This window comes from Amycolatopsis alba DSM 44262, from assembly GCF_000384215.1.
Lineage (GTDB): Bacteria > Actinomycetota > Actinomycetes > Mycobacteriales > Pseudonocardiaceae > Amycolatopsis > Amycolatopsis alba.
Genome location: NZ_KB913032.1, coordinates 4,778,445 through 4,798,960, shown reverse-complemented (window position 1 = coordinate 4,798,960; position 20,516 = coordinate 4,778,445). Strand labels below are relative to the sequence as shown.

General features: G+C 68.9%; 22 protein-coding genes. 13 read left to right on the top strand and 9 right to left on the bottom strand.

What is annotated here, in order from left to right; all coding sequences use genetic code 11:
• Positions 1 to 10: 10 nt before the first annotated feature.
• From AMYAL_RS0123075 to AMYAL_RS0123065, 3 genes are read left to right on the top strand one after another with little or no spacing between them, the layout of a single operon-like run.
• The gene (locus AMYAL_RS0123075) at positions 11 to 361 is read left to right on the top strand and encodes a GntR family transcriptional regulator (protein WP_020633634.1); all 351 of its coding nucleotides are present in this window, start codon (positions 11 to 13) and stop codon (positions 359 to 361) included.
• A 57-nt stretch (positions 362 to 418) separates the two neighbouring features.
• Positions 419 to 625 carry a hypothetical protein gene (locus tag AMYAL_RS0123070; RefSeq protein ID WP_020633633.1) on the top strand — a complete coding sequence of 69 codons (207 nt, stop codon included), beginning with the start codon at positions 419 to 421 and terminating at the stop codon, positions 623 to 625.
• Positions 626 to 650: 25 nt separating this feature from the next.
• Positions 651 to 836, top strand: coding sequence for a hypothetical protein (locus tag AMYAL_RS0123065; RefSeq protein ID WP_020633632.1), 186 nt, complete (start codon positions 651 to 653; stop codon positions 834 to 836).
• Between the two features lie 79 nt (positions 837 to 915).
• Here AMYAL_RS0123065 and AMYAL_RS0123060 read toward each other — a convergent pair whose 3' ends face one another.
• A complete protein-coding gene (locus tag AMYAL_RS0123060; RefSeq protein ID WP_020633631.1) occupies positions 916 to 1,812 on the bottom strand; it encodes a DNA-3-methyladenine glycosylase family protein in 897 nt (298 codons plus the stop codon).
• Positions 1,813 to 1,887: 75 nt separating this feature from the next.
• Here AMYAL_RS0123060 and AMYAL_RS0123055 point away from each other — a divergent pair, with 75 nt between their 5' ends.
• A complete protein-coding gene (locus AMYAL_RS0123055) occupies positions 1,888 to 2,340 on the top strand; it encodes an adenylyltransferase/cytidyltransferase family protein (protein ID WP_020633630.1) in 453 nt (150 codons plus the stop codon).
• A gap of 137 nt (positions 2,341 to 2,477) precedes the next feature.
• Positions 2,478 to 2,975 (top strand): hypothetical protein, encoded by a 498-nt coding sequence (locus AMYAL_RS0123050; protein WP_020633629.1) that lies wholly within the window; start codon positions 2,478 to 2,480, stop codon positions 2,973 to 2,975.
• A 38-nt stretch (positions 2,976 to 3,013) separates the two neighbouring features.
• On the opposite strand, the gene AMYAL_RS0123045 is transcribed toward AMYAL_RS0123050, so the two are convergent.
• Together AMYAL_RS0123045 and AMYAL_RS0123040 are read right to left on the bottom strand one after the other, a co-directional pair.
• A complete protein-coding gene (locus AMYAL_RS0123045; RefSeq protein WP_020633628.1) occupies positions 3,014 to 4,054 on the bottom strand; it encodes a serine hydrolase domain-containing protein in 1,041 nt (346 codons plus the stop codon).
• 58 nt (positions 4,055 to 4,112) lie between these two features.
• On the bottom strand, positions 4,113 to 4,976 hold the full coding sequence (locus AMYAL_RS0123040; RefSeq protein WP_020633627.1) for a glycosyltransferase family 2 protein: 864 nt from the start codon (positions 4,974 to 4,976) through the stop codon (positions 4,113 to 4,115).
• 127 nt (positions 4,977 to 5,103) lie between these two features.
• Between AMYAL_RS0123040 and AMYAL_RS48510 the strand changes: the two genes are divergently transcribed.
• Positions 5,104 to 5,637: a hypothetical protein gene (locus AMYAL_RS48510; RefSeq protein ID WP_084702144.1), complete on the top strand. Its 534-nt coding sequence runs from the start codon at positions 5,104 to 5,106 to the stop codon at positions 5,635 to 5,637.
• Positions 5,638 to 5,764: 127 nt separating this feature from the next.
• Here the strand turns inward: AMYAL_RS48510 and AMYAL_RS0123030 are convergent, their stop codons facing one another.
• Positions 5,765 to 6,901, bottom strand: coding sequence for a glycosyltransferase family 4 protein (locus AMYAL_RS0123030; RefSeq protein WP_020633625.1), 1,137 nt, complete (start codon positions 6,899 to 6,901; stop codon positions 5,765 to 5,767).
• Positions 6,902 to 6,941: 40 nt separating this feature from the next.
• Positions 6,942 to 8,027, bottom strand: coding sequence for a glycosyltransferase family 4 protein (locus AMYAL_RS0123025; RefSeq protein WP_026467362.1), 1,086 nt, complete (start codon positions 8,025 to 8,027; stop codon positions 6,942 to 6,944).
• A gap of 19 nt (positions 8,028 to 8,046) precedes the next feature.
• Here AMYAL_RS0123025 and AMYAL_RS0123020 point away from each other — a divergent pair, with 19 nt between their 5' ends.
• From AMYAL_RS0123020 to AMYAL_RS0123010, 3 genes are read left to right on the top strand one after another with little or no spacing between them, the layout of a single operon-like run.
• Entirely contained in the window at positions 8,047 to 8,958 is a 912-nt protein-coding gene (locus AMYAL_RS0123020) for a glycosyltransferase family 2 protein (protein WP_026467361.1), read from the top strand.
• A 33-nt stretch (positions 8,959 to 8,991) separates the two neighbouring features.
• Entirely contained in the window at positions 8,992 to 11,505 is a 2,514-nt protein-coding gene (locus AMYAL_RS0123015; protein WP_020633622.1) for a glycosyltransferase, read from the top strand.
• Positions 11,498 to 12,586: a glycosyltransferase family 4 protein gene (locus AMYAL_RS0123010; RefSeq protein WP_020633621.1), complete on the top strand. Its 1,089-nt coding sequence runs from the start codon at positions 11,498 to 11,500 to the stop codon at positions 12,584 to 12,586. The genes AMYAL_RS0123015 and AMYAL_RS0123010 overlap by 8 nt, the downstream gene beginning before the upstream one ends.
• Before the next feature lie 10 nt (positions 12,587 to 12,596).
• On the opposite strand, the gene rfbD is transcribed toward AMYAL_RS0123010, so the two are convergent.
• On the bottom strand, positions 12,597 to 13,469 hold the full coding sequence (gene rfbD, locus AMYAL_RS0123005; protein ID WP_051137692.1) for a dTDP-4-dehydrorhamnose reductase: 873 nt from the start codon (positions 13,467 to 13,469) through the stop codon (positions 12,597 to 12,599).
• A gap of 2 nt (positions 13,470 to 13,471) precedes the next feature.
• Positions 13,472 to 14,455 carry a dTDP-glucose 4,6-dehydratase gene (gene rfbB / locus AMYAL_RS0123000; protein WP_020633619.1) on the bottom strand — a complete coding sequence of 328 codons (984 nt, stop codon included), beginning with the start codon at positions 14,453 to 14,455 and terminating at the stop codon, positions 13,472 to 13,474.
• Between the two features lie 151 nt (positions 14,456 to 14,606).
• Here rfbB and AMYAL_RS0122995 point away from each other — a divergent pair, with 151 nt between their 5' ends.
• The 3 genes from AMYAL_RS0122995 to AMYAL_RS0122985 all read left to right on the top strand — a co-directional run bounded on the left by AMYAL_RS0122995 (position 14,607) and on the right by AMYAL_RS0122985 (position 18,254).
• Positions 14,607 to 16,142: an LCP family protein gene (locus AMYAL_RS0122995; RefSeq protein WP_020633618.1), complete on the top strand. Its 1,536-nt coding sequence runs from the start codon at positions 14,607 to 14,609 to the stop codon at positions 16,140 to 16,142.
• A gap of 89 nt (positions 16,143 to 16,231) precedes the next feature.
• Positions 16,232 to 17,536 carry an LCP family protein gene (locus AMYAL_RS0122990; protein WP_020633617.1) on the top strand — a complete coding sequence of 435 codons (1,305 nt, stop codon included), beginning with the start codon at positions 16,232 to 16,234 and terminating at the stop codon, positions 17,534 to 17,536.
• 10 nt (positions 17,537 to 17,546) lie between these two features.
• Positions 17,547 to 18,254, top strand: coding sequence for a TIGR03089 family protein (locus tag AMYAL_RS0122985; RefSeq protein ID WP_020633616.1), 708 nt, complete (start codon positions 17,547 to 17,549; stop codon positions 18,252 to 18,254).
• Positions 18,255 to 18,298: 44 nt separating this feature from the next.
• Here AMYAL_RS0122985 and AMYAL_RS0122980 read toward each other — a convergent pair whose 3' ends face one another.
• Positions 18,299 to 18,724, bottom strand: coding sequence for a DoxX family protein (locus AMYAL_RS0122980; protein WP_020633615.1), 426 nt, complete (start codon positions 18,722 to 18,724; stop codon positions 18,299 to 18,301).
• 202 nt (positions 18,725 to 18,926) lie between these two features.
• Between AMYAL_RS0122980 and AMYAL_RS0122975 the strand changes: the two genes are divergently transcribed.
• Positions 18,927 to 19,382, top strand: coding sequence for a hypothetical protein (locus AMYAL_RS0122975; protein ID WP_020633614.1), 456 nt, complete (start codon positions 18,927 to 18,929; stop codon positions 19,380 to 19,382).
• Here the strand turns inward: AMYAL_RS0122975 and AMYAL_RS0122970 are convergent.
• A complete protein-coding gene (locus AMYAL_RS0122970; RefSeq protein WP_020633613.1) occupies positions 19,330 to 19,758 on the bottom strand; it encodes a hypothetical protein in 429 nt (142 codons plus the stop codon). The two genes, AMYAL_RS0122975 and AMYAL_RS0122970, sit on opposite strands and share 53 nt — an antisense overlap.
• Positions 19,759 to 20,516 lie beyond the last annotated feature (758 nt).

Genomic DNA, 20,516 nt, shown 5'->3' with positions numbered 1-20,516 from the left:
AGCCGATCGCATGGTCCGCGTCGACCAGAACTCCCCGGTCCCGCCCTTCGAGCAGGTCCGCACCGCCTACGCGGCGCGGATCAACGACGGCACGCTGCCCGTCGGGGCGAAACTCCCGACCGTGCGGAAGCTCGCCGAGGACCTTGGCATCGCGCCGAACACCGTCGCCAAGGCCTACCGCGAACTCGAAGAAGCCGGCCTGATCGAGACTCGCGGCCGGGCTGGGACGTTCGTCAGCGCCGTCGGCGACGAAACCCGCGAACGGGCGAGGCAGGCAGCCGCCGACTACGCCGCGTTGATCAGGAAACTGGGTCTCGACCGCGACGAAGCCAAGGCGATCATCGACGCGGCACTGGGCTGATCTACCCTCCGCGGGGACGAACGAAGGGGGTATGCCGTTATCGGGATCATTCAGCTGGTGGTCATCCTGGTCGTGCTCACGGGCTTGGGGTTCGGGATCTACTTCATGATCAAGACCCTCAACAAGCCGAAGCCGCCGCCGTACCCACCCCAGTACCCGCCCCAGCAGCCGTATCCGCCGCAGTATCCGCAGGGCGGTCCTCCGGGGCAGTACCCGCCGCAGCAGTACCCCGGCCGGCCTCCGCAGCATCCGCCGGGCTGGTGACGGAGCCTGCGGTTAGTCTCACGGCATGGTCTTACTTTTGGTGCTGCTGGTCGGCTTCCTGATCCTGGCCGGGATCGGGGTCGGGATCTTCTTCTTGGTCAAGGCCGGCACAAAGCAACCGCCCGCCCTGCCGCACCACCAGTACGGGCAGCAGCCGCAGCAGTACCCGAGCCAGCAGCAGCCCTATCCGCCGCAAGGCTGGGGCAACTGAGCCAGCAAGTACATGAAGGCCCCCTTCCTTGCGCCTATCGCAAGGAAGGGGGCCTTCATGTACTGGGACCGCCGCGAAGTCACATGGCGCGGTAGTCACGGAGTTCGATCTTCGGCCCGAACCTCGGGCGGCGGAATCCGGCCGTCGACAGGTAGCGCACCGCGCGCTGCCGCTGCGGCGAATACGGCGCCAGCACCTCCGACATCCCGGCGTCGTCGAGTTTCGTGCCGACGAGCGCGTGCCCGACCATCGACGGGATGTTGTAGTCGCCGAAGCTCACCGCGTCCGGGTCTCCCCAGGCGCGCTGTGCGATCTCCGCCGCGGTCCACACCCCGATGCCGGGGACTTTCCGCAGCCAGGCCCGGCCTTCGACGCCCTTGAGTTCGACGGCCTTCTCCAGCCGCGGCGCGACGCGGGCCGCGGCGATCAGCGTCGTCCGCCGTTTCAGGTCCACCCCGGCGCGATGCCATTTCCAGTCCACAATGGAGCGGATGGCGACCGGCGTCGGCGGCACGCGCAGCCGTGACGGCCCCGGTCCCGGCGCCGGTTCCCCGAACCAGCGGCACAATTCGCCCCACGACCGCAGCGCCTCCGAGCTGGTCACCTTCTGTTCCAGCACGGCGAGCACCAGCGCGTCCCACACCCGGCCGGTCGAGCCGAGGCGCAGTCCGGGGTTCAGCCTCCGCGCCGACGCGATGACGTCGTGGTGCGCCACGAATTCGGAATCGTCGTCGGACGCGCCCAGCATCGCTGGGACACCGTCGAGCAACCTGTCCGCGCCGGGGCCCCAGGCCTCCGCCTCGACCTCGCCGTCCGCGCGCCGCAGCAGCGCCAGCGTGCCCGCGCCGTCCGCCGTGTTGGCGGCCAGCCAGGTGACCCCGCCCTCGGTGCGGACGACGTTCGGCGAACGCGACCCACGGCTCAGCGGACCCAGCACCGTGTCCAGGTCGAGTTCGAAGCCGGGGCGGAACAGCACACGCTGAAACTACCCGGCACTCGGCTAGGGTTGTCCGAGCCACCCGAAACCGTAAGCCGACGGAGGACACTGACGATGACCGAGCGACCGGCGAAGGCCTCGATCGTCAGCGGGTACTTCAACCCGCTCCACCAGGGCCACCTCGACCTGTTCGAGGACGCGCAAGCGCGGTCCGGCTACCTGATCGTCATCGTCAACAACGATCACCAGCAGGTCCTCAAAAAGGGCAGGGTGATCCAGACCGAGGACATCCGGGCCAGGATCGTCCGCGCGCTGCGCATCGTCGACGACGTGTACGTCGCCGTCGAGCAGGGGCCGGGCATCAACGAATCGTTCGACCTGATCCGCGCGGCGTACCCGGACACGGAACTCGAGTTCTGCAACGGCGGCGACAGGCGCAGCGTCGACGAGCTTCCGGCCGACGAGATCGAGGCAGGCGCCCGCAACAACATCGCGTTGCTCTACGGCATCGGCGGCACGGACAAGGCCGACTCCAGCACCCGGATCCTTTCGGACATGGAAGCCTGAGTTCCTCGCGGCAGGCAACTTTTGTCGGAAGACGTTTGCGGGTCTGCTGACGGCGGCCGCACCTAGGGCCTACCCTAGACACCACACAGTCGGCCCTGAACCCAGAGGGCCCCAGGTCAGTCGGGAGGCCTAGGGGAATGGACCCCCGTGCTCGGGCGGACGCCCTGCTCGCACGCGCCAGCGCGCGTGGAGCCTTCGTCGTGACACCGGACAACGCGACGTCGCCGATGGACTCCGCGAACACCCAGCAGATCCCCCGATCGGTGGTCGCCGAGATCGACCGCTCCTCGGACCCGGACACGACCACCCAGCTACCGGCCTCACTGATCGCGGAAAACGATCACCCGCTGGCGGGGCCCGAACCGACGACCCGGCTGGACCTGCCACCGGCACGCGGCGAAGGCTCGACACAGCCGCAGCCGTATCCCCGCCGTCCCGGCACCCAGCCGACCAGGCCGCTGCCGCAGGCGACGACCCCGCTCACCCGGCGGCCGCCCGCCGCGCCCGTGCAGAGCCCGCTGATCGAGCAGCCGGAACCGGAGACCGCCGAGAACGAGATCGGCGGCCTGGTCCCGACGGTGAAGCAGAACACTTCAGGGCGTTCGAACCTCTCGCGTCGGCTGGACGGCATCTAGCCCTCTCACGCGCGCTGTGAACGGTCCGGGCCCCTGCTTCAGGCGGCCCGGATCACCCGATCGATCTCCTTGATCGCCGCACCCCCGCCATAGGTCGCGTTGGACAGCATCGCGACGTCCAGCCCTTCACCTGGGTAGTGCCGCATGAGTGAGCAGACGCCGACGTTCCCGCCGTCCTTGTAGTAGTTCCGCACCGAGCCGTCCTGATCCAGGACGAATTCCAGGCCGAAGCCGTACCAGACACCACTGCTGTGAAGCACCTGCGGTGTGAGGAACTCCTTCGTGCGCTCAGGGCTCAGAAGCCGCTCTTCGCGGATCGCCCGCAGCAGCCGGACGAGGTCGCCGACGGTGCAGTACGCACCCCCATCGGGTGAACCGATCGGCGGGTAACTGAAGATGTTCTGCTTCCAGCCGGTGACCTGCTCGCCGTTGAAGACCGGGTCCCAGCCTTCGGCGACCCTCGGCTGCGGATCACGCCGGTCGAAGAAACCGGACTCGGTCATCCCCGCACGGTCGAGCACGGTCTCCCGGACGTGGTCGCGATACGGCCTTCCGGTGAGCTCCTCGATCACCAGCCCGGCGAGGACGTAGCCCGAATTGCAGTACCGGCAGCTCTCGCCCGGCGCGAAATTCGGTGCCCGGTAAGCGAAATTGGGCAGGTGATCCCGCGTTTCGACGATCGAGTACACCGGCTTGTCGACCCACAGCGCCTCGTAACTCTCGCCCGCCTCCTCGTCGGCGTCGTCGGCGATCCCGGACGTGTGCGTGAGCAGCTGCCGCGTCGTCGCCCCGGCCGCGATCGTCGTGCCGCCGAGGTCGAGGAGCTCGCCGATCGGGCGGTCGAGGTCCAGCCGTCCCTCGTCGGCCAGCCGCAGCGCGGCGATCGCGGTGAGGACTTTGGTGATCGACGCGGTGTCGTACCGGACGTCCGGCGCGTTCGGCACCGACCAGCGCCGGCTGGCCAGGCCGTATCCGCGTTCGAAGAGCGTCTCGTCGCCGCGCCGGATCAGCACGACCCCGGAAAAGCGGTCCTCCCCGGCGCGTTCCGTCAGCCAGGTGTCCAGTTCGGCGAAGTCCATGCACCGACGGTAACGACGGCGGGAAGCCGGGTCGCGCGAGTTCCGGTGGCCGGAACGGCTACTTCCGGCGCGTTTCGAGTTTGAGCCGTAGCGCGAGCCCGGCCTTCACCGCGAGCATGACCGGCTTCCACAGGAGACCGCGGTGACGGTCCGCGAGATAGCGATACGCGCTTTCGTGGTGCGCGCCCAGCATCTTCGCCGAAGCCTGCGAAGTCGAGTGCCCGCCGATGTGCATGACGCTGGACGAAGGCGCGTACACGTTCAGCCAGCCCGCGCGGGTCAGCCGATCGCCGAGGTCGACGTCCTCGAAGTACATGAAGTAGCGCGTGTCGAATCCGTCGACCGAGTCGAAGGCCTCGCGGCGAAGCAGCTGGCAGGATCCGGAAAGCCAGCCCGCCGTGCGCTCGACCGGGGTACCGGTCTCCTGACGGTACTGACGCGTCCACGGGTTGCCCGGCCAGATCTTGCCGAACGCCGCGTGCCCGATCCCGCGGCCGAACGACGGCAGCAGCCGCGCCGACGGGTAGACCGTGCCGTCGAGATCGTGGATGAGCGGACCGAACGCGCCACCGCGCGGCCAGCGCCCGGCGACCTCCAGCAGCGCGTCGAGCGAACCGGGCTCCCATTCGAGGTCCGGGTTCACCACGACGACCCAGCCGTAGCTGTCGTCGAGTTCCGCGACACCCCGGTTGGCGGCCGTGCCGTAACCGACGTTCTCGCCGATGCTGAGCAGCTTCACGTTGTCCCGGCGGGCGGCCTTCTCCGGCGCGCCGTCCGTGGAGTCGTTGTCGGCGACGACGACCTGGACGTCCCGATCCGTCGCCTTCTCGAGCGTGTCGAGGAACTTCTCGAGAGTTTCGCCGGGGAAGTACGTCACGGTCACGACGGCGATCCCGTCGCCGTAGCTGGGGTGCTCAGTCACGCGGCCATTGTCCACCCGTCACCGAACGCGCCTTGCGCCCCCACCCCATCTCACGCGATTTGCGTGCCTGCAACAGAGAGTACCCACCCGACTCCTTTTCGTAGTCACCAGCGGGCAGAATGGGACGATGCCCGTGCACGCCTTCATCGACGAATCAGTGCGAGATCAGCGATACCTCCTGTGCATGACGCTGGTCGCACCAGCTCAGCTCACACCCGCACGACGAGAGCTGACTTCGTTGCTGCTCCCCGGCGGGCGAGAGCTGCATTTCAAGAAAGAGAAGGAACCTCGTCGCAGGCAACTGATCGACCGGATAGCCGCTTTGGAAGTCACGACAGCCATCTATCTGGGCTCATGCACCCGAAAAACGGAGGAAGACACCAGGCAGAAATGCCTTGAACGCGCTGTCACCGACTTGCTCGCCAAGAATGCTCATCGACTGGTTCTCGATTCGCGGGACCATCGTGATGTCCACGACCGCGGGACACTCCAGCGAGCCCTTGGCTACCGCCCGTCCAAAACCGAGCTCACCTATGAACATCTGAACTCGACCGCTGAACCCTTGCTGTGGATTTCCGACGCGGTGGGATGGTGTTTCGGCGCGAGCGGTGCTTGGCGCCGGAGAACGAGTCGGCTCATCGATTCGATCACCGAGCTTTGAACAGCGAAAAGCCCGTGAGACGACCGTCCGGACGCGTCACGGGCTTTCATACTCGGCCCCACCGGGACCTCGCACACCAATGATACCCCACCCTCCGACAACGGCTACAACATCCGAGGCCGAAGCTTCAGCCCGCCCGCCGCTGCGCATGCCGGTGCCGGGCCTTCGCGTAAGCCTCCCGGTGCCGCTCCGCGGTCGTCGCCCACGAGAACTCCTTCGCCCGCCGCAGCGCGGCTTCGGCCAGTTCGGCCCGCCGCGCGGGAGCGTCGAGCAGCTCCGAGATCGCCGCCGCGACGTCTCCGGCGCCCACACCGCAGTAGGCGACCGCGTCCCCGCCGACCTCCGGCAGCGAGAGCCGCCGCGTCGTGAGCACGCTCGCTCCGCACGCCATCGCCTCCAGCACGGGCAGCCCGAAACCTTCGCCGAGGCTCGGATAGGCGACCAGTTCGGAGCCGCCGAGGAAACCGGCGAGCGTGTCGAACGGCAGATAGCCTGCCCGGATCACCCGCAGCCGGTGCGGCACGGCGTCGAGAGCGCGCTCGACCTGGGAGTCCCAGCCCGGCTGCCCGGCCAGCACCAGCGCCGGCGGGTTCGGCCTCCCGATCACGGCGTGCGCGAAGCCGCGGATGAGCGCCGGCACGTTCTTGCGCGGTTCCAGCGCGCCGAGGAAGGCGACATAGGGCGTTTTCCCGAGTCCGACGGCCTCACGGGCGGCCTCGATCTCGGCGGGCGAGGGCGGATGGAACCGGTCCGGTTCGACGCCGTGGTGGATGATCTCCAGTTCGGCCGTCCGCACCTGGCCGACGCGTTCCAGCTCGGCCGCCGTCGCGATGCTCGGCACGACACACAGTGTCGCGCGGCGAAGCGCCGTCGCGGTCCAGGCGCGGAAGAAACGCGCTTTCACCGAAGAGTGCAGGACCGCGTCGGTGAAGAAGGTCGCGTCGTGCAGTGTCACCACCGAGGCGGCCGGACTGGCCAGCGGCATCGTGTAGTGCGGCGAATGAACGACGTCGGCGGCGAGCCGCCGGACCAGCCGGGGCAGGGTCGCCTGCTCCCAGGTCAGCCTCGCCGTCCTGGTCGAAGTCGACGGCGAGGTGGGCACGATCCGGGCGCCGGGCGCCAGCCGGTCGTACAGCACGGCGTCCCGCGGCTGGCAGACGACGGTGATCCGGGCGCCGTCCTCGTCCAGCGCCGCGACCAGCGAATCCACGTAACGACCGACGCCACCCCTGTCCGCGGGGACGGCGGTCGCGTCGATCAGCACGCGAGGGTCATCGGTCACCCTAGGAGAGTACGACTGCGAGTCACCTTCGCGGTGAGGAACCGACAAACTGATCGCGCTGGTGGAGGCCCCAAACAGCGGAAGCGGCACGCTGCCAGGTGAACTCACTCGAACGGCTGAGACCGCGGTCACGCAGCGCTGCCGCCTGCTCCGAATGGCCCAATACGCCGCGAAGGGCGTCGGCAAGCGTTTGCGCGTCCCCCACCGGGACGGTGACACCCGCTCCCCCGGCCACCTCGACCAGTGCCGGGACGTCCGAATGCACCACCGGCACCCCGGCCGCCATCGCCTCGATCAGCGGCAGCCCGAACCCCTCCGCCCGGCTCGGCATCGCCAGCACCGACGCGCCCCGCAGCACGAACGCCAGTTCCGCGTCACTCACCTTCCCCAGCATCCGGACGTCGGCGCCGTGCTCGCGCGCCAGCGCCACCGGGTCGACCCCGCCCCAGCCCGGCTGCCCGGCCAGCACCAGCGGCACCCCGATCCGGCCGGCGGCGTCGATCAGCACGTCGATGCCCTTGCGCGGTTCGATCGTCCCGATCGCGAGCACGTACCGCTCCGGCAGCGAAACCTCGGCGAACCCGGCGGGCGGCCGGACACCGTGCGGGATCACGCGAACCGGGACGGAGACCGGCACCAGCGCGGCGAGCTCGTCCGCAATCGCTTGCGTCGGCACCGTCAACGCCGTCGCCCGTGACGCCGCCCGCGCGATCACCGCCTTGTGCCACGCGACACCGCGCGGGGTCAGCGTCTCGGGATGCGTCCACGGCACGGTGTCGTGCACGGCGACCGACAACGTCCGCCCCCTCGGCACCCGTGCGGGCGCGAGCGGTGTCGGCGCGTGGACGGCGTCGCCGCCCGGCCACCACGGCAGCCCCAGCTGCCAGGCGGCGATCAGCGCCCGCGGCGGGACAGGCAGCACTCGCGGCCCCTCGACGCCCTCCACGACCGCGGCCTCGATGTCCGCGTGCCGCGCGACCACGCTCGACACCGTCCATCCGGACGGCGCGGTCTCGGCGAGCGCTCGCAGCAGCTCGCCGGTGTAGCGGCCGGTCCCGCCGGGGACGGGCGCCAGCAGCTGCTCGGCGAGCACGACCAGTTCGGGCATGGTCACTATTCTCTCCGGCATGACCAGCACCACCGTCGTCGTGGTCACCTGGCGCGGCGCCGCGCACATCACCGCCTGCCTCGACGCCGTCGCCGCGCAGTCCCGGCCGCATCGCGTCCTGGTCGTCGACAACGCCTCCGACGACGGAACGGCCGGGCTGCTCGCCGCCCACCCGTCGAAGCCCGAGGTGCTGCGGCTGCGGCGCAACACCGGCTACGCGGGCGCTATGGCCGCCGCACTGGACAAAGTGGACACCCCGCTGATGGCCTGGCTGAACGACGACGCCGCGCCCGCCCCCGAGTGGCTCGCGACCTGCGAAGACACCCTCGGGAAGGCTCCGCTCGCCGCGGCCGTGAGCGCCCGGTTGACCCTCGCCGACGGGACCGTCCAGTCCACTGGCGTCCGCCTGACGGCCGATGGCCACGGCGCCGATCTGACCGAACACGCCGCCGAGGTCTTCGGCTTCTGCGGGGGCGCGGCCGTGCTGAACGTCGAGGCGCTGCGTTCCGTCGGCGGTGTCCCGGCCTCCTACTTCTGCTACTACGAGGACACCGACACCGCGTGGCGGCTGAGGCTGGCGGGCTGGGACGTCGTCGGCGCCGAAGCCGACGTCACCCATCAGCATGGCGCGAGCACGCAGCCGGGGTCGGTCCAATTCCACCTGTGGAATGAACGCAACCGCCTGCTGACCCTCCTCCGGTGCGCTCCGCGCGCGGTGGCGATCCGCCAGCTGGTGAAGTTCGCCGCGCTCACGGCAGTACTCCCGTTACGAGGGAAACCGCAAGCGCCGAACTTCCGTCTGAGCCTCCGGTGCCGGGTGCTCGGCGCCGTCGTCACCCGCCTGCCCCGGACGCTGCTCGAGAGACGGGCCATCGGGCGGCGGGCGGCGCTCGGCCGAGGCGCGGTCTGGGAGGCGTGGGCCGGGCTTTAAGCTTGGGCCATTCGAGTAGCAGGGAGTACGACTTTGGCGCAGGGGGAAACGCAACCGGTCGTCTCGGTGATCGTGGTGAACTACCGGGGAGCGGCCGACACCGTCACCTGCCTGCGCGCACTCGCCGAACACGATTACCCGAACCTCGAGGTCATCTGCGTCGACAACGCCTCCGGCGGCGCCGACGTGGCCGAGATCAAGGCCGCCGCCCCGGACGTCAAACTCGTCGAGTCCCCGGTGAACTCCGGCTTCGCGGGCGGCTGCAACCTCGGCGCGCAGCACGCCACCGGCACCGTCCTCGCCTTCCTCAACAACGACGCCCGCCCGGCGCCCGGCTGGGTGGGCGCGGCCGTCGCCGAACTGCGCGCGCAGCCGACGGTCGCCGCGGTGGCCGGCAAGGTCCTCGACTGGGACGGCACCGGCACCGACTTCGTCGACGCGGGCCTGACCTGGTTCGGCATGGGCTACAAACGCCACGCGGGCAGCCCCCTGTCCGACGTCCCCGCCGCCGAACACGAGATCGCCAAGGACGTCCTGTTCGCGACCGGTTCGGCGATGTTCGTCCGCGCCGGGGTGTTCGCCGAGCTCGGCGGATTCGACGAGCGGTTCTTCATGTTCTACGAGGACGTCGACCTCGGCTGGCGGCTGAACCTGCGCGGCTGGCGCGTCCGCTACCTGCCGGAGTCGCTGACCTATCACAAGCACCACGCCACGATGTCCACAGTGGACGCACCCGACTCCGGCCGCGAGACGTTCCTGCTGGAACGCAACGCGCTGGCCGCGCTGTACAAGAATCTCTCCGACGAGACTCTCGCACGTGCGCTGCCGGCCGCGCTGGCACTGGCCGTCCGCCGGGCGACGGCGCGCGGCGATCTCGACGCCACCCAGCTCGACCTCGCCCAGGGCGTCGGCCCGGCCGAGACCGGTCCGGTCGAGGTGCCGAGGACCACGCTCGCGGGTGTGCTGGCGATCGATCAGTTCGTCGAACTGCTGCCGTCGCTCGCCGAGTCACGCGCCGCCGAACAGGCCGCCCGCGTCCGCACCGACGCCGACCTCCTTCCCTTGATGCGCAAGGCCTTGGAGCCTGCGTACCCGCTGCCGCGCTATCTCGCGGCGCACGACATCCTGGTCGAGACGTTCGGCATCGACGCGCTCTTCGGGCAGCGCCGCAAGGTGCTGGTCATCACCGGCGACGCGATCACCGAACGGATGGCGGGCCCGGCGATCCGCGCGTGGAACATGTCCGCGACCCTGGCCGCCGAACACGACGTCCACCTGGTGACGGTCAACCCGCTCGCCGACCCGCCGCCCGCGCCGTTCCGGGTCAGCGCGGCGACCCGGCGCGATCTGGAGGCCCCGATCGCCTGGGCCGACATCATCGTCCTGCAGGGTCACGTGCTGGAACTCGCGCCTTCGCTCAAGAAGCAGTACGCGCACAAGATCGTGGTCGCGGATCTGTACGACCCGATGCACCTGGAACTGCTCGAACAGGGCAAGGGCGCCCCCGACGACAAACGAGCGCTGGACCTGATCGGGGTCACCAAGGTCCTCGACGCGCAGCTGGAACGCGGGGACTTCTTCCTGTGCGCGTCGGAACGGCAGCGGCATTTCTGGCTGGGCCACCTCGCCGCGATGGGCAGGCTCTCGCCCCGGCTGTACGACGCCGACCCGACCACCCAGTCGCTGCTCTCGATCGTCCCGTTCGGACTGTCGCCGCAAGCACCGGTCCGCACCGGCCCCGGTCTCCGGTCCACTTTGGACGGTATCGGCGAAACCGACCACGTCGTGCTGTGGGCGGGCGGGGTCTACAGCTGGTTCGACCCGCTCACCCTGGTCCGCGCGATCGAGCGGCTGCGCCGTCGCCGCGGCGACGTCCGCCTGGTGTTCCTCGGGATGAAGCATCCGAACCCCGAGGTCACCGAGATGGACATCGGGGCGCGCACGATGCTGCTCTCCGACACACTCGGCCTCACCGGCAAGCACGTGTTCTTCAACCAGCACTGGGTGCCCTACGAGGAGCGCCAGAACTGGCTGCTGGACGCGAACTGCGGCGTCACCACGCATTACGAGCACGTCGAGACGACGTTCGCGTTCCGCACCAGGGTGCTGGACTACCTGTGGGCCGGGCTGCCCATCGTCACCACCGACGGTGACTCGTTCGCCGACCTGGTCCGCGAGGAGAAGCTCGGCGTCGTCGTCCCGGCCGAGGACGTGGACGCGCTGGCCGACGCGCTGGAAAAGGCGTTGTACGACGAGGAGTTCGCGGCGGGCTGCGTCGAAAGAATGGCCGCTGTCGCCCAGCGTTACGCCTGGCCGGAGGCGCTGAAACCGCTGGTGGAGTTCTGCCGGAACCCGCGGCCCGCCGCGGACCGGCTGCCCGGCTCGGAAGACCTCGTGGTCACCGCGCCGGTGCGAGGCGCGGAAATGCTGCGCCGCGACGTCGACCTGATCCGCGAGTACCTCGCCGACGGCGGCCCGAAGGAACTCGTGCGGCGCGTCGGCGGCCGGGTGGTCAAGGTCGCGAAGCAGAGGCTCGGCCGTGGCTGACCGCCCCTTGCGCGTCCTGCTCGACGGGACCCCGCTTCTCGGTGCCAGGACCGGTATCGGCCGGTACACCGTCGCACTGTCGGAAGAGCTCGCCTCGATGTCCGAAGTGGACACTCGCGCGGTGGCGTTCACGTTGCGCGGCTGGCGACGGCTGCGGCACGTGCTCCCGCACGGCGTCCGGGCCCGCGGCATGCCCGTCGCGGCACGGTTGCTGCGCAAGGCGTGGCTGCGTTCGCAGCTGCCGCCGGTGGAACTGTTCGCCGGGCCGACGGACGTCGTGCACGGCACCAACTTCGTACTGCCAGGGCGATTCCGCGCGGCTGGTGTGGTGACGATCCACGATCTGGCCTTTTTGGACGCTCCGGAAGAGCTCGCGCCGAGCGATCACGAACTCCCGCGGCTTGTCCGTCGCGGCGCCCGGCTCGCCGACGCGATCTGCACGCCCACCAACGCGGTCGCCGACCAGGTGGCCGAGCGGCTCGACGTGGACCGCGGCAAGATCATCGTCACCCCGCTCGGGGTGAACCCGGCCTGGTTCACCGCGCGCCCGCCGGACAAGGAACAACGCAAGGAGCTCGGTCTTCCGGGCAAGTACCTGCTCTTCGCCGGTGCCCCTGGGCCTCGCAAGGGCCTGCACTGGCTTCAGCAGGCGCACGAAGCGGCGCCGGATCTGCCGGAACTGGTGTTCGTCGGCCCCGGTTCGTTCTCGGTCGGCTCCCGTTCGCGTCACGTGGGCTACCTGTCGGACGTGAACCTCCGCCGCGTCGTCGCCGGGGCCAGCGCGCTGGTGCTGCCGTCACGTGACGAGGGCTTCGGGCTGCCGGTGCTGGAAGCGCTGGCGTCGGACGTTCCCGTGGTGTGCACGGACATCCCCGCGTTGCGCGAGGTCGCGGGGAACTGCGCGAGCCTGGTGCCGTACGAGGACGTCGACGGGCTCGTGGAGGCGCTGCGGATGGCCGTCAGCGACCCGCACGCCGTCGCCACCTCGGCCGCGCGCCGCGCCCACGTCGCGAACTTCACCTGGCGCGCGTGCGCCGAACTCACCGTCGCCGCCTACCGCCAGGCCAGCACCAAGCACTGACCCCATGGGCTCAGGAGGCGAAGTAGGCCTTCAGGGCGTCCGGCCAGTCCCGAAGCGGCGTGAGGCCTGCCTCGCGCCACGCGGCGTTCGACAGCACCCCGTACACCGGGCGCGCGGCCGGACGCGGGAACTCCGCCGTCGTACAGGGTTTCACCCGTGCCGGATCCGCGCCGAGTTCCGCGAAGATCGCCCGCGCGAAGCCGAACCACGTCGTCGACCCGCCGCCCGTGCAATGCAGCACTCGTTGCGACGGCCCGTCACCGGCGGCGACCCGACCGGCGAGTTCCAGCAGCCCCGCGGCGAGATCGCGAGACCAGGTCGGCGCCCCGGTCTGATCGTCCACTACGGACAGTTCTGCACGTTCCTTTTCCAGCCGTGCCATGGTCTTCACGAAGTTCGACCCGGTCTTGCCGTACACCCAGGACGTCCGCACGATCCAGGACCGCGCGCCCGACCCGAGCACCGCGTCCTCGCCCGCCGCCTTCGTCCGGCCGTACGCGCTGAGCGGGCGCAGCAGATCGCCGACCTCGTACGGCGAAGTCGCGTCACCGGCGAAGACGTAATCCGTGGACACGTGGATCAGCGGTACTCCCCGCGACGAGCACACGGCGGCGAGCACGCGCGGGCCGTCGGCGTTCACCGCGAACGCGCGTTCCTCGTCGGTTTCCGCCGCGTCCACCGCGGTGTAGGCCGCCGCGTTGATCACCACCGGCGACGTCCCCGCCGACCGTGCCCGATCCGCCAGCTCGGTCACCGCGGCGACGACCTGGCCGGTGTCGCGCAGGTCCAGTTCCGCGGACGACGGCGTCGCGGAGTCCGGCGCCAGCGCCGCGATGTCCTGCCCCAGCTGACCGGAACCGCCCGGTACGAGAACACTCAGCACCTTCAGGCCCCCGCGCGGTTCTTCAGCGGCTCCCACCACGAACGGTTTTCGCGATACCAGGCGACCGTGTCGGCCAGGCCGTCCTCAAAGGACATTTGCGGCGCGTAACCGAGTTCCTGCGAGATCTTGGTGATGTCCACCGAGTACCGGCGATCGTGGCCCTTGCGGTCCTCGACCGGCTCGACGCTGTCCCAATCGGCGTCGACGGCCGTCAGCAGCCGTCCGGTCAGCTCGCGGTTGGTCAGTTCCGTGCCACCGCCGATATTGTAGACCTCGCCCGGCCTGCCGCCGTCGGCGACCGCCTGGATCCCGCGGCAGTGGTCGTCCACGTGCAGCCAGTCACGCACGTTGAGCCCGTCGCCGTACAGGGGGACCTTCTTGCCGTCGAGCAGGTTGGTCACGAAGAGCGGGATGACCTTCTCGGGGAATTGGTACGGACCGTAGTTGTTCGAGCACCTCGTGACACAGACGGGCAGTCCGTGGGTGCGGAAGAAGGAACGGGCCAGCAGATCCGACGACGCTTTCGACGCCGAATACGGCGAATTCGGCTCCAGCGCGTGGTCTTCGCTCCAGGATCCTTCTTCGATCGAGCCGTAGACCTCGTCGGTCGACACGTGGACGAACTTCCCGACCTCGGCCTCGAGCGCGGCCTGCAACAGGGTCTGCGTCCCGAGCACGTTGGTCAGCACGAAGTCGGCCGCCCCGGCGATCGAACGGTCCACATGGGACTCGGCGGCGAAGTGGACGACCAGGTCGACGCCCCGCATCAGCTCGCTGACCAGGGCGGCGTCGCAGATGTCGCCCTTTTCGAACCGGTAGCGCGGGTTCTTGCGCACCGGCTCCAGATTCGCTTCGTTGCCCGCGTAGGTGAGCTTGTCGAGCACGATCAGTTCGGCGTCGGCCATGCTCGGGTACGCCCCCGTCAGCACCTGCCGGACGTAATGCGAACCGATGAACCCGGCACCCCCGGTGACCAGCACGCGCATCCCGCGATCCTCCCTTGACGACTTCCCGGACCGGCCGAGTGTGTCACGACCGGGGCAACCTTTCACCAGCCTACGGACGTCTAACACGGAGATCAGTAGAGTCATGGACGAGGCACGAGTGTGCCCTGGGGAGATTCGTGGAGGATCGCACGTGACCGAGTGGCACGGGCCACCCATTCAGGCGCGCCGTGGCGGCGTCGCGGTGTTCGCCCGCCGCGGGGTGAAGGTCGTGTTCAGCCTGGTCTCGCTCGCGATCCTGACGCTGACCTGGTGGGGCTGGCAGTTCATCGGCGACCCTTCGAAGGGCTTCGCGACCACGAACATCTTCGAGGACAACGGCCACCCGCCGGCGAAACCGCTGGACGGCGCGATCGACATCCTGCTCGTCGGCCAGGACAGCCGCACCGACGCGCAGGGCAACCCGCTGCCGCGCGAGGTGCTCGACATGCTGCACGCCGGCGTCTCCGACGGCGAACGCCAGACCGACACGATGATCCTGGTGCACATCCCCCAGAACGGTAAGAAAGCGGTCGCGATCTCCTTCCCGCGCGACTCGTGGGTCGAGATCACCGGCGGTTTCGGCAAGCACAAACTCAACAGCGCGTACGTGTACGCCTACAACGACACGTCGAAGACGCTGCAGCAGCAGGGCAACTCCGATCTCAAGGACGTCGACGCCAAGGCCAAGGACGCCGGCCGCAAGAACCTGATCGCGACGCTGGAGAAGTTCATCGGCAAGCCGAAGATGATCGACCGGTACGCCGAGGTGAATCTGTCGAGCTTCTACGAGATCACCAAGGCGATCGGCGGCGTCGAGGTCTGCCTCAACGGCCCGGTCAAGGAGAAGAAGTCCGGCGTGGACCTGCCCGCCGGGAAGTCGACCGTCGAAGGGGTGCAGGCGCTCGCGTTCGTCCGGCAGCGGTACGACCTGCAGAACGGCGATCTCGACCGGATCGCCCGGCAACAGGCCTTCCTGTCCGGGCTGGCGAACAAGGTCCTCTCCTCCGACGTCCTGATCAACCCGGTGAAGATCTCGGACCTGATCGGCGCGGTGAAGAAGTCGGTCGTGCTGTCGGCAGGCTGGGACCTGCCGGAGTTCGCCGCGCAGATGCGCGGGCTGACCAGCGGAAACGTCGAGTTCCACACGATCCCGACCCAGGGTGACGCGACCATCGGCGGTGCCGCCGTGCTCCGGGTCGACCCGGAGCAGGTCCAGGCCGAGATCACCCGCCTGACCTCCGACGGGCAGACCGCCCCCACCGAGACCCCGGACAAGCTGCCGGGCGCGGAAGCGGTGACCGTCGAACTCTTCGACGGATCGGGCTCCCCCACGATGGCCACCGAGACCCGGAATCTCTTGCAGGGCAAGGGTTTCAAACTCGCGGCCGACACCAAGCTCAGCACCAGGAACTCCACGGTCATCCGGTACGCGCCGGGCGACGACGCCGCGCTCGCCCTGATCAAGCAGATCTTCGGCACCGCGGTGCAGGCCGAGGCGGATCGCGACGTCGCGCACGGCAAGGTGCGGGTCCTGCTCGGCAAGGACTTCAAGGGCGCGACCGGCGGCACGAGCACGGCCCCGTCGAAGACGTCGACCCCCTCGAAGCCGGCTCAGCCGCCCTCCAGCGCTCCGGCGGCGCCCACCACGACGCCGATCGTCGCGGGCAATGTGCCCTGCGTCAATTAATTCCGGGTACTCAGCGTGGCCGACCCCATGGTGGCCTAGCCTTCTCCTACGATCGGACTGACGGGCAGCTTCAGGGGAGGTGAACAGGGATGGACCGCGAGAACGAAGACGTCGACGAACAGTCTGAGCAGTTGGACGCCGAAGAGCCAAGGCCGGACGAGGACGCCACCTCGGACACCGAGAGTGACGAAAAGCCCAGGTTCGTCCCGACGCCGTACCCGCGGAATCGGCTCCCCCAGCCCGAGGACGAAGCTGTCTCGGGCGTACTCGCTGTACCCGAGCGACCGCTGCGCCGCGCCGGCCGGATCACCCGCCGGATCGCGATCGGCCTCGTGTCGCTGCTCGCCCTCGGCACGACGGGCTACGCGTACGTCACCAAGGACCAGCTTCAGAACAACGTCCCCACGACGAACGCCCTGAGCAGGGCCGACGATCCCGCGGCGCCCCCCGCCGACGACGGCGCGAACGACATCCTCCTGGTCGGCAGCGACGCGCGCACCGACGCGCAGGGCAACCCGCTGCCGCTCAAGGTGCTCAAGGAGCTGCGCACCGAGGAGAAGGCAGGCGTCAACACCGACACGATCATCATCCTGCGCATCCCGAAGAACGGCGGGAAGCCGTCCGGCGTCTCGATCCCGCGCGACACCTGGACCGACATCCCCGGCCGCGGCCCGAACAAGATCAATTCGGCGTACGGCGTCGCGAAGGCCAACTACGCGAACGCCCACCGCGGCGAGTCGGACCAGGCGAAACTCGAACGCGATTCGGACCAGGAGGGCCGCAAGGCTTTGGTCCAGACCGTCCAGGACCTGACGAAGATCCGCATCGACCACTACGCCGAGGTCAACCTGCTCGGGTTCTACCTGCTGACCGAGGCGCTGGGCGGCGTCAAGGTCTGCCTGAACCACTCCACCGAGGACAAGGATTCCGGCGCGAACTTCCGACGCGGCGAACAGACCGTCTCGGGCGGCGAGGCGCTCTCCTTCGTGCGGCAGCGGAAGAACCTGCCGCGCGGCGACCTCGACCGCATCGTGCGGCAGCAGACGTTCCTGTCCTCGGCACTGAACCAGGTCCTGTCGGCGGGCACGCTGACCAGCCCGTCGACGATGGCGGGCCTGGTGGATGTCGTGCGCCGGTCGATCGTCCTCGACGAAGGTCTGGACCTGCTGGAATTCGCCCAGCAGGCGAGGGGGATCGCGTCGGGTGACCTGACGTTCACGACCATCCCGGTGGTGAACATCAACGGCCGCAGCGCGGACGGCCAGAGCATCGTCGAGATCGACCCCGCGGCCGTGCGGACCTTCGTCTCCGGCCTGGTGGGCCGGGGTGGCGGCGGCGGGGCTTCCGGTGCGGCTCCCCTGCTCGCCGCGTCGAGCGTTCCCTGCGTGAACTAGCGTTGGGGGCGTGAGCCTCACCGAACTGCTGCTGCGGCCCCTGCTCGGGTCGCCCGCGAAACCGCTGATCACGCACTACGACGACAAGCAGGGCAGCCGGGTCGAACTGTCCGTGGCGACCACGGTGAACTGGGCCGCCAAGACGGCGAACTGGCTGGTCGACGAATTCGACGTCGAACCGGGCGACGAGGTCGCCGTGGTGCTGCCGTCGCATTGGCAGACCGCCGGTGTCCTGCTGGGCGCGTGGTGGTGCGGCGCCAGGGTGGTGACGGAGACCTCGGGCGCGCGGGTGGCGTTCGTCGCGCCCGGCGGCGTTTCCGACGCGGCCGCGACGGCCGTCGTCTCGCTGCACCCGATGGGTCTCGGACTGCCCGCCGGCTCCGTGCCCGACGGCGCCCTGGACTACCTGACCGAAGCCCGGCTTTCAGGCGACCAGTTCAGTCCGCTGTTCCCCGTGCCGGGCGACACTCCGGCGCTGGGTTCGTCCACTGTGGATGAGGTGCTCGCCGAGGCTCGCTCTCGCGCTTCCGGGCTGGGACTGTCCTCTCAGGACCGCGTTCTGTCCACTGTGGAATGGTCCGGCGAGGAGGGGATTCTCTCGGGATTCCTGACGCCGCTCGCCGCGAGTGCGCATCTGGTGCAGGTCACCGACGCGGATCCGGCCAAACTCGCTTCCCGGCGCGAAGCCGAGCGAACGACCGCGGATCTCCCCGCCTGACAGGGACGGGAATGGGCCGTTCCCGAAGGAAACGGCCCATTCCGTCAGGCGTCCTGAAGCTGCTTCGCCTCACGCTTGCGTCCGAAGAGCACGTGGTCCAGCGACAGTTTGCCGGCGTTGAAGCCGAGCGCGAGCCCTGCCACCGCCAGGACGAGGACGAGTTCGTAACCGCCCTGTCCGGTCAGCCCGTTGTCGACGTGCACCGAGAGCAGCGCGCCGACGGAGACCACGACGAAGCCGAGGCCGACCAGCGGTGTCAGGAAACCGGCGATGAACAAGATCGATCCGACGATCTCCACCGCGATCGCGAAGATCGCCGCGAGCGTCGGCAGCGGGATTCCGGTCTGCTCGAAGAACTTCGCGGTGCCGTCGATCCCGTTTTCCCACTTCTGCAGGCCGTGTGCGAGGAAGACCACACCGACACCGATCCGGCCCAGCAGGAGGGCGACATCCTTGAAACGAGCGAACATCGGGTCTCAGCTTTCTGGTCGGTGAATATTCAACTTACCGGGATCACGGTAAGGCACCGGGCGCCTCCGATGTCACCTCCGGAGCGTGATCGACAGGTACCCGACAGGAACCGCGGCATGTCCTCTGTGGAAGGTCGCGGGCGTCATTCCCCCGTACGGCGCCGTTTGTACCGAGCGTGCGGCGGGCACAATCTCCTATGTGATGGATGAACGTCTGATCGGCCTCTGGTCGGACCGCAAGCTGTTCCCGAGCGATGTCGAGTCCGCCGAACTGGCGTTCCGCGGCGACGGCTCCGGATGGCTCTACTGGTCGAGCTGGAGCACCGAGTTCACGGTGTCGCGCTACACGTGGGCGGCGTTCACCCCCGGCGGACTCGCCCTGAAATTCCATCGCACCGTCAACGGCACGTGGTCGATCGACGACGGCAACACCAGGCACGAAGTCGAATCCGAGGAGAAGGAAGAGTCGGTGATCGAGGTCGGCTACGAGATCGCTCCCGGCGAAGACCCGTTCGGCACCCCGGTGACCCTGCTCTCCTTGGACCGTCCCCTGGACGACCATCTCGCGGGCTCGCGGTTCGCGTGGGTCGACAAACCGGATTCGCTCAACGATCCGTCCGTCGACGCTCCCCGGCGAGGCCCGTCCAGCCCCCACTGACGGCGAGCAGTTCGAGGACCCGCTCGGCCTGCTCGGCGAACCCGGCAAGATCCGCGTGCAGCAACGCGATGCGCTCCGCGTCGAGCGGGACCTCGTCGTCGGCCCACAGCTCGATCACCGTGCTGACGGTCCACACGAGGAACTGGACGATCCGGATGAACTCCTCCGACGGCTCGTCGACGGCGTCGCGATAACCCGTCTCGATCTCGTCACACGCCGCGACCAGCTCACGCAGCGGCCTGACGACGTCGGCCGCCGTCCCGTCCCACGCGGCGGACGGCCACATGCGATCCCCGAGTTCGAGCCACAACCGCCAGCCGGCGATCAGCTCGGCCTCGTCGTGCGGTGTCCACGACACCGGAGCGAACCAGAACATCCTTCGAGAGTGACACCGCGCGTCCATGATCGCCGTACTTCCGTGAAGCATCTCACCGAGGCCCGACCTCACACGCGCTTTTGGTCACCTGCCTGCAGCCCCATCCCGCCGCCAAGCGGCGGTTCCGCGTGTTCGGAAGGCGAACTCACGTGATTGGGGACCGAACTCACGTGATTGAACGGCGAACTCACGTGATCAGACGGACGACACGCGGCGAATCCGGCCACCGACGTGTTCCGCGCCCAATCACACGTGTTCGCCGCCCAATCACGCGAGTTCGCCATCCAGCCACGCGTCTTCGCCGTCCGATCACGCGACAGCGGCCCGCACTTCGTCACCTACTTGCGCAGGCCCTGAGTACATGAAGGCCCCCTTCCTTGCGCCAGGCGCAAGGAAGGGGGCCTTCATGTACTTCCGCAGAAATCAGCCCTTGAGCAGGGCGCGCGCCATGACCATGCGCTGGATCTGGTTGGTGCCTTCGTAGATCTGCGTGATCTCTCGGCCGGTTTCGGCCCTCCTGGCGATCTTGCCTGAAAACGGCCTCTGAGCTGCTGAAACGTCTCTCGACAGTTCTCGGTGGATCTTGGCCCTACCCGACGTCTGACGGCCTGTAGACGGCCTGGCTCACGTCGGGACTTTGGCATGGCTGCCGACGATTACGGGTCCGGCAGGGACTCGCAGGTGCCGGTCGTGCACCACGCATGCGAAATCCCCCATATCGCTGCTTACCCTCGCCGGTTCGGCTTTCGCCTCGGGCG

Coding starts and splice junctions, on each gene's coding strand:
- AMYAL_RS0123055 (WP_020633630.1), top strand. CDS start 1,888: ATGACCGAGCGACCGGCGAAGGCCTCGATCGTCAGCGGGTACTTCAAC.
- AMYAL_RS0122990 (WP_020633617.1), top strand. CDS start 16,232: ATGGACCGCGAGAACGAAGACGTCGACGAACAGTCTGAGCAGTTGGAC.
- AMYAL_RS0123025 (WP_026467362.1), bottom strand. CDS start 8,027: ATGCCCGAACTGGTCGTGCTCGCCGAGCAGCTGCTGGCGCCCGTCCCC.
- AMYAL_RS0123045 (WP_020633628.1), bottom strand. CDS start 4,054: ATGGACTTCGCCGAACTGGACACCTGGCTGACGGAACGCGCCGGGGAG.
- AMYAL_RS0123020 (WP_026467361.1), top strand. CDS start 8,047: ATGACCAGCACCACCGTCGTCGTGGTCACCTGGCGCGGCGCCGCGCAC.
- AMYAL_RS48510 (WP_084702144.1), top strand. CDS start 5,104: ATGCCCGTGCACGCCTTCATCGACGAATCAGTGCGAGATCAGCGATAC.
- AMYAL_RS0122970 (WP_020633613.1), bottom strand. CDS start 19,758: ATGTTCTGGTTCGCTCCGGTGTCGTGGACACCGCACGACGAGGCCGAG.
- AMYAL_RS0123050 (WP_020633629.1), top strand. CDS start 2,478: ATGGACCCCCGTGCTCGGGCGGACGCCCTGCTCGCACGCGCCAGCGCG.
- AMYAL_RS0122975 (WP_020633614.1), top strand. CDS start 18,927: ATGGATGAACGTCTGATCGGCCTCTGGTCGGACCGCAAGCTGTTCCCG.
- AMYAL_RS0123075 (WP_020633634.1), top strand. CDS start 11: ATGGTCCGCGTCGACCAGAACTCCCCGGTCCCGCCCTTCGAGCAGGTC.
- rfbB (WP_020633619.1), bottom strand. CDS start 14,455: ATGCGCGTGCTGGTCACCGGGGGTGCCGGGTTCATCGGTTCGCATTAC.
- AMYAL_RS0123065 (WP_020633632.1), top strand. CDS start 651: ATGGTCTTACTTTTGGTGCTGCTGGTCGGCTTCCTGATCCTGGCCGGG.
- AMYAL_RS0122980 (WP_020633615.1), bottom strand. CDS start 18,724: ATGTTCGCTCGTTTCAAGGATGTCGCCCTCCTGCTGGGCCGGATCGGT.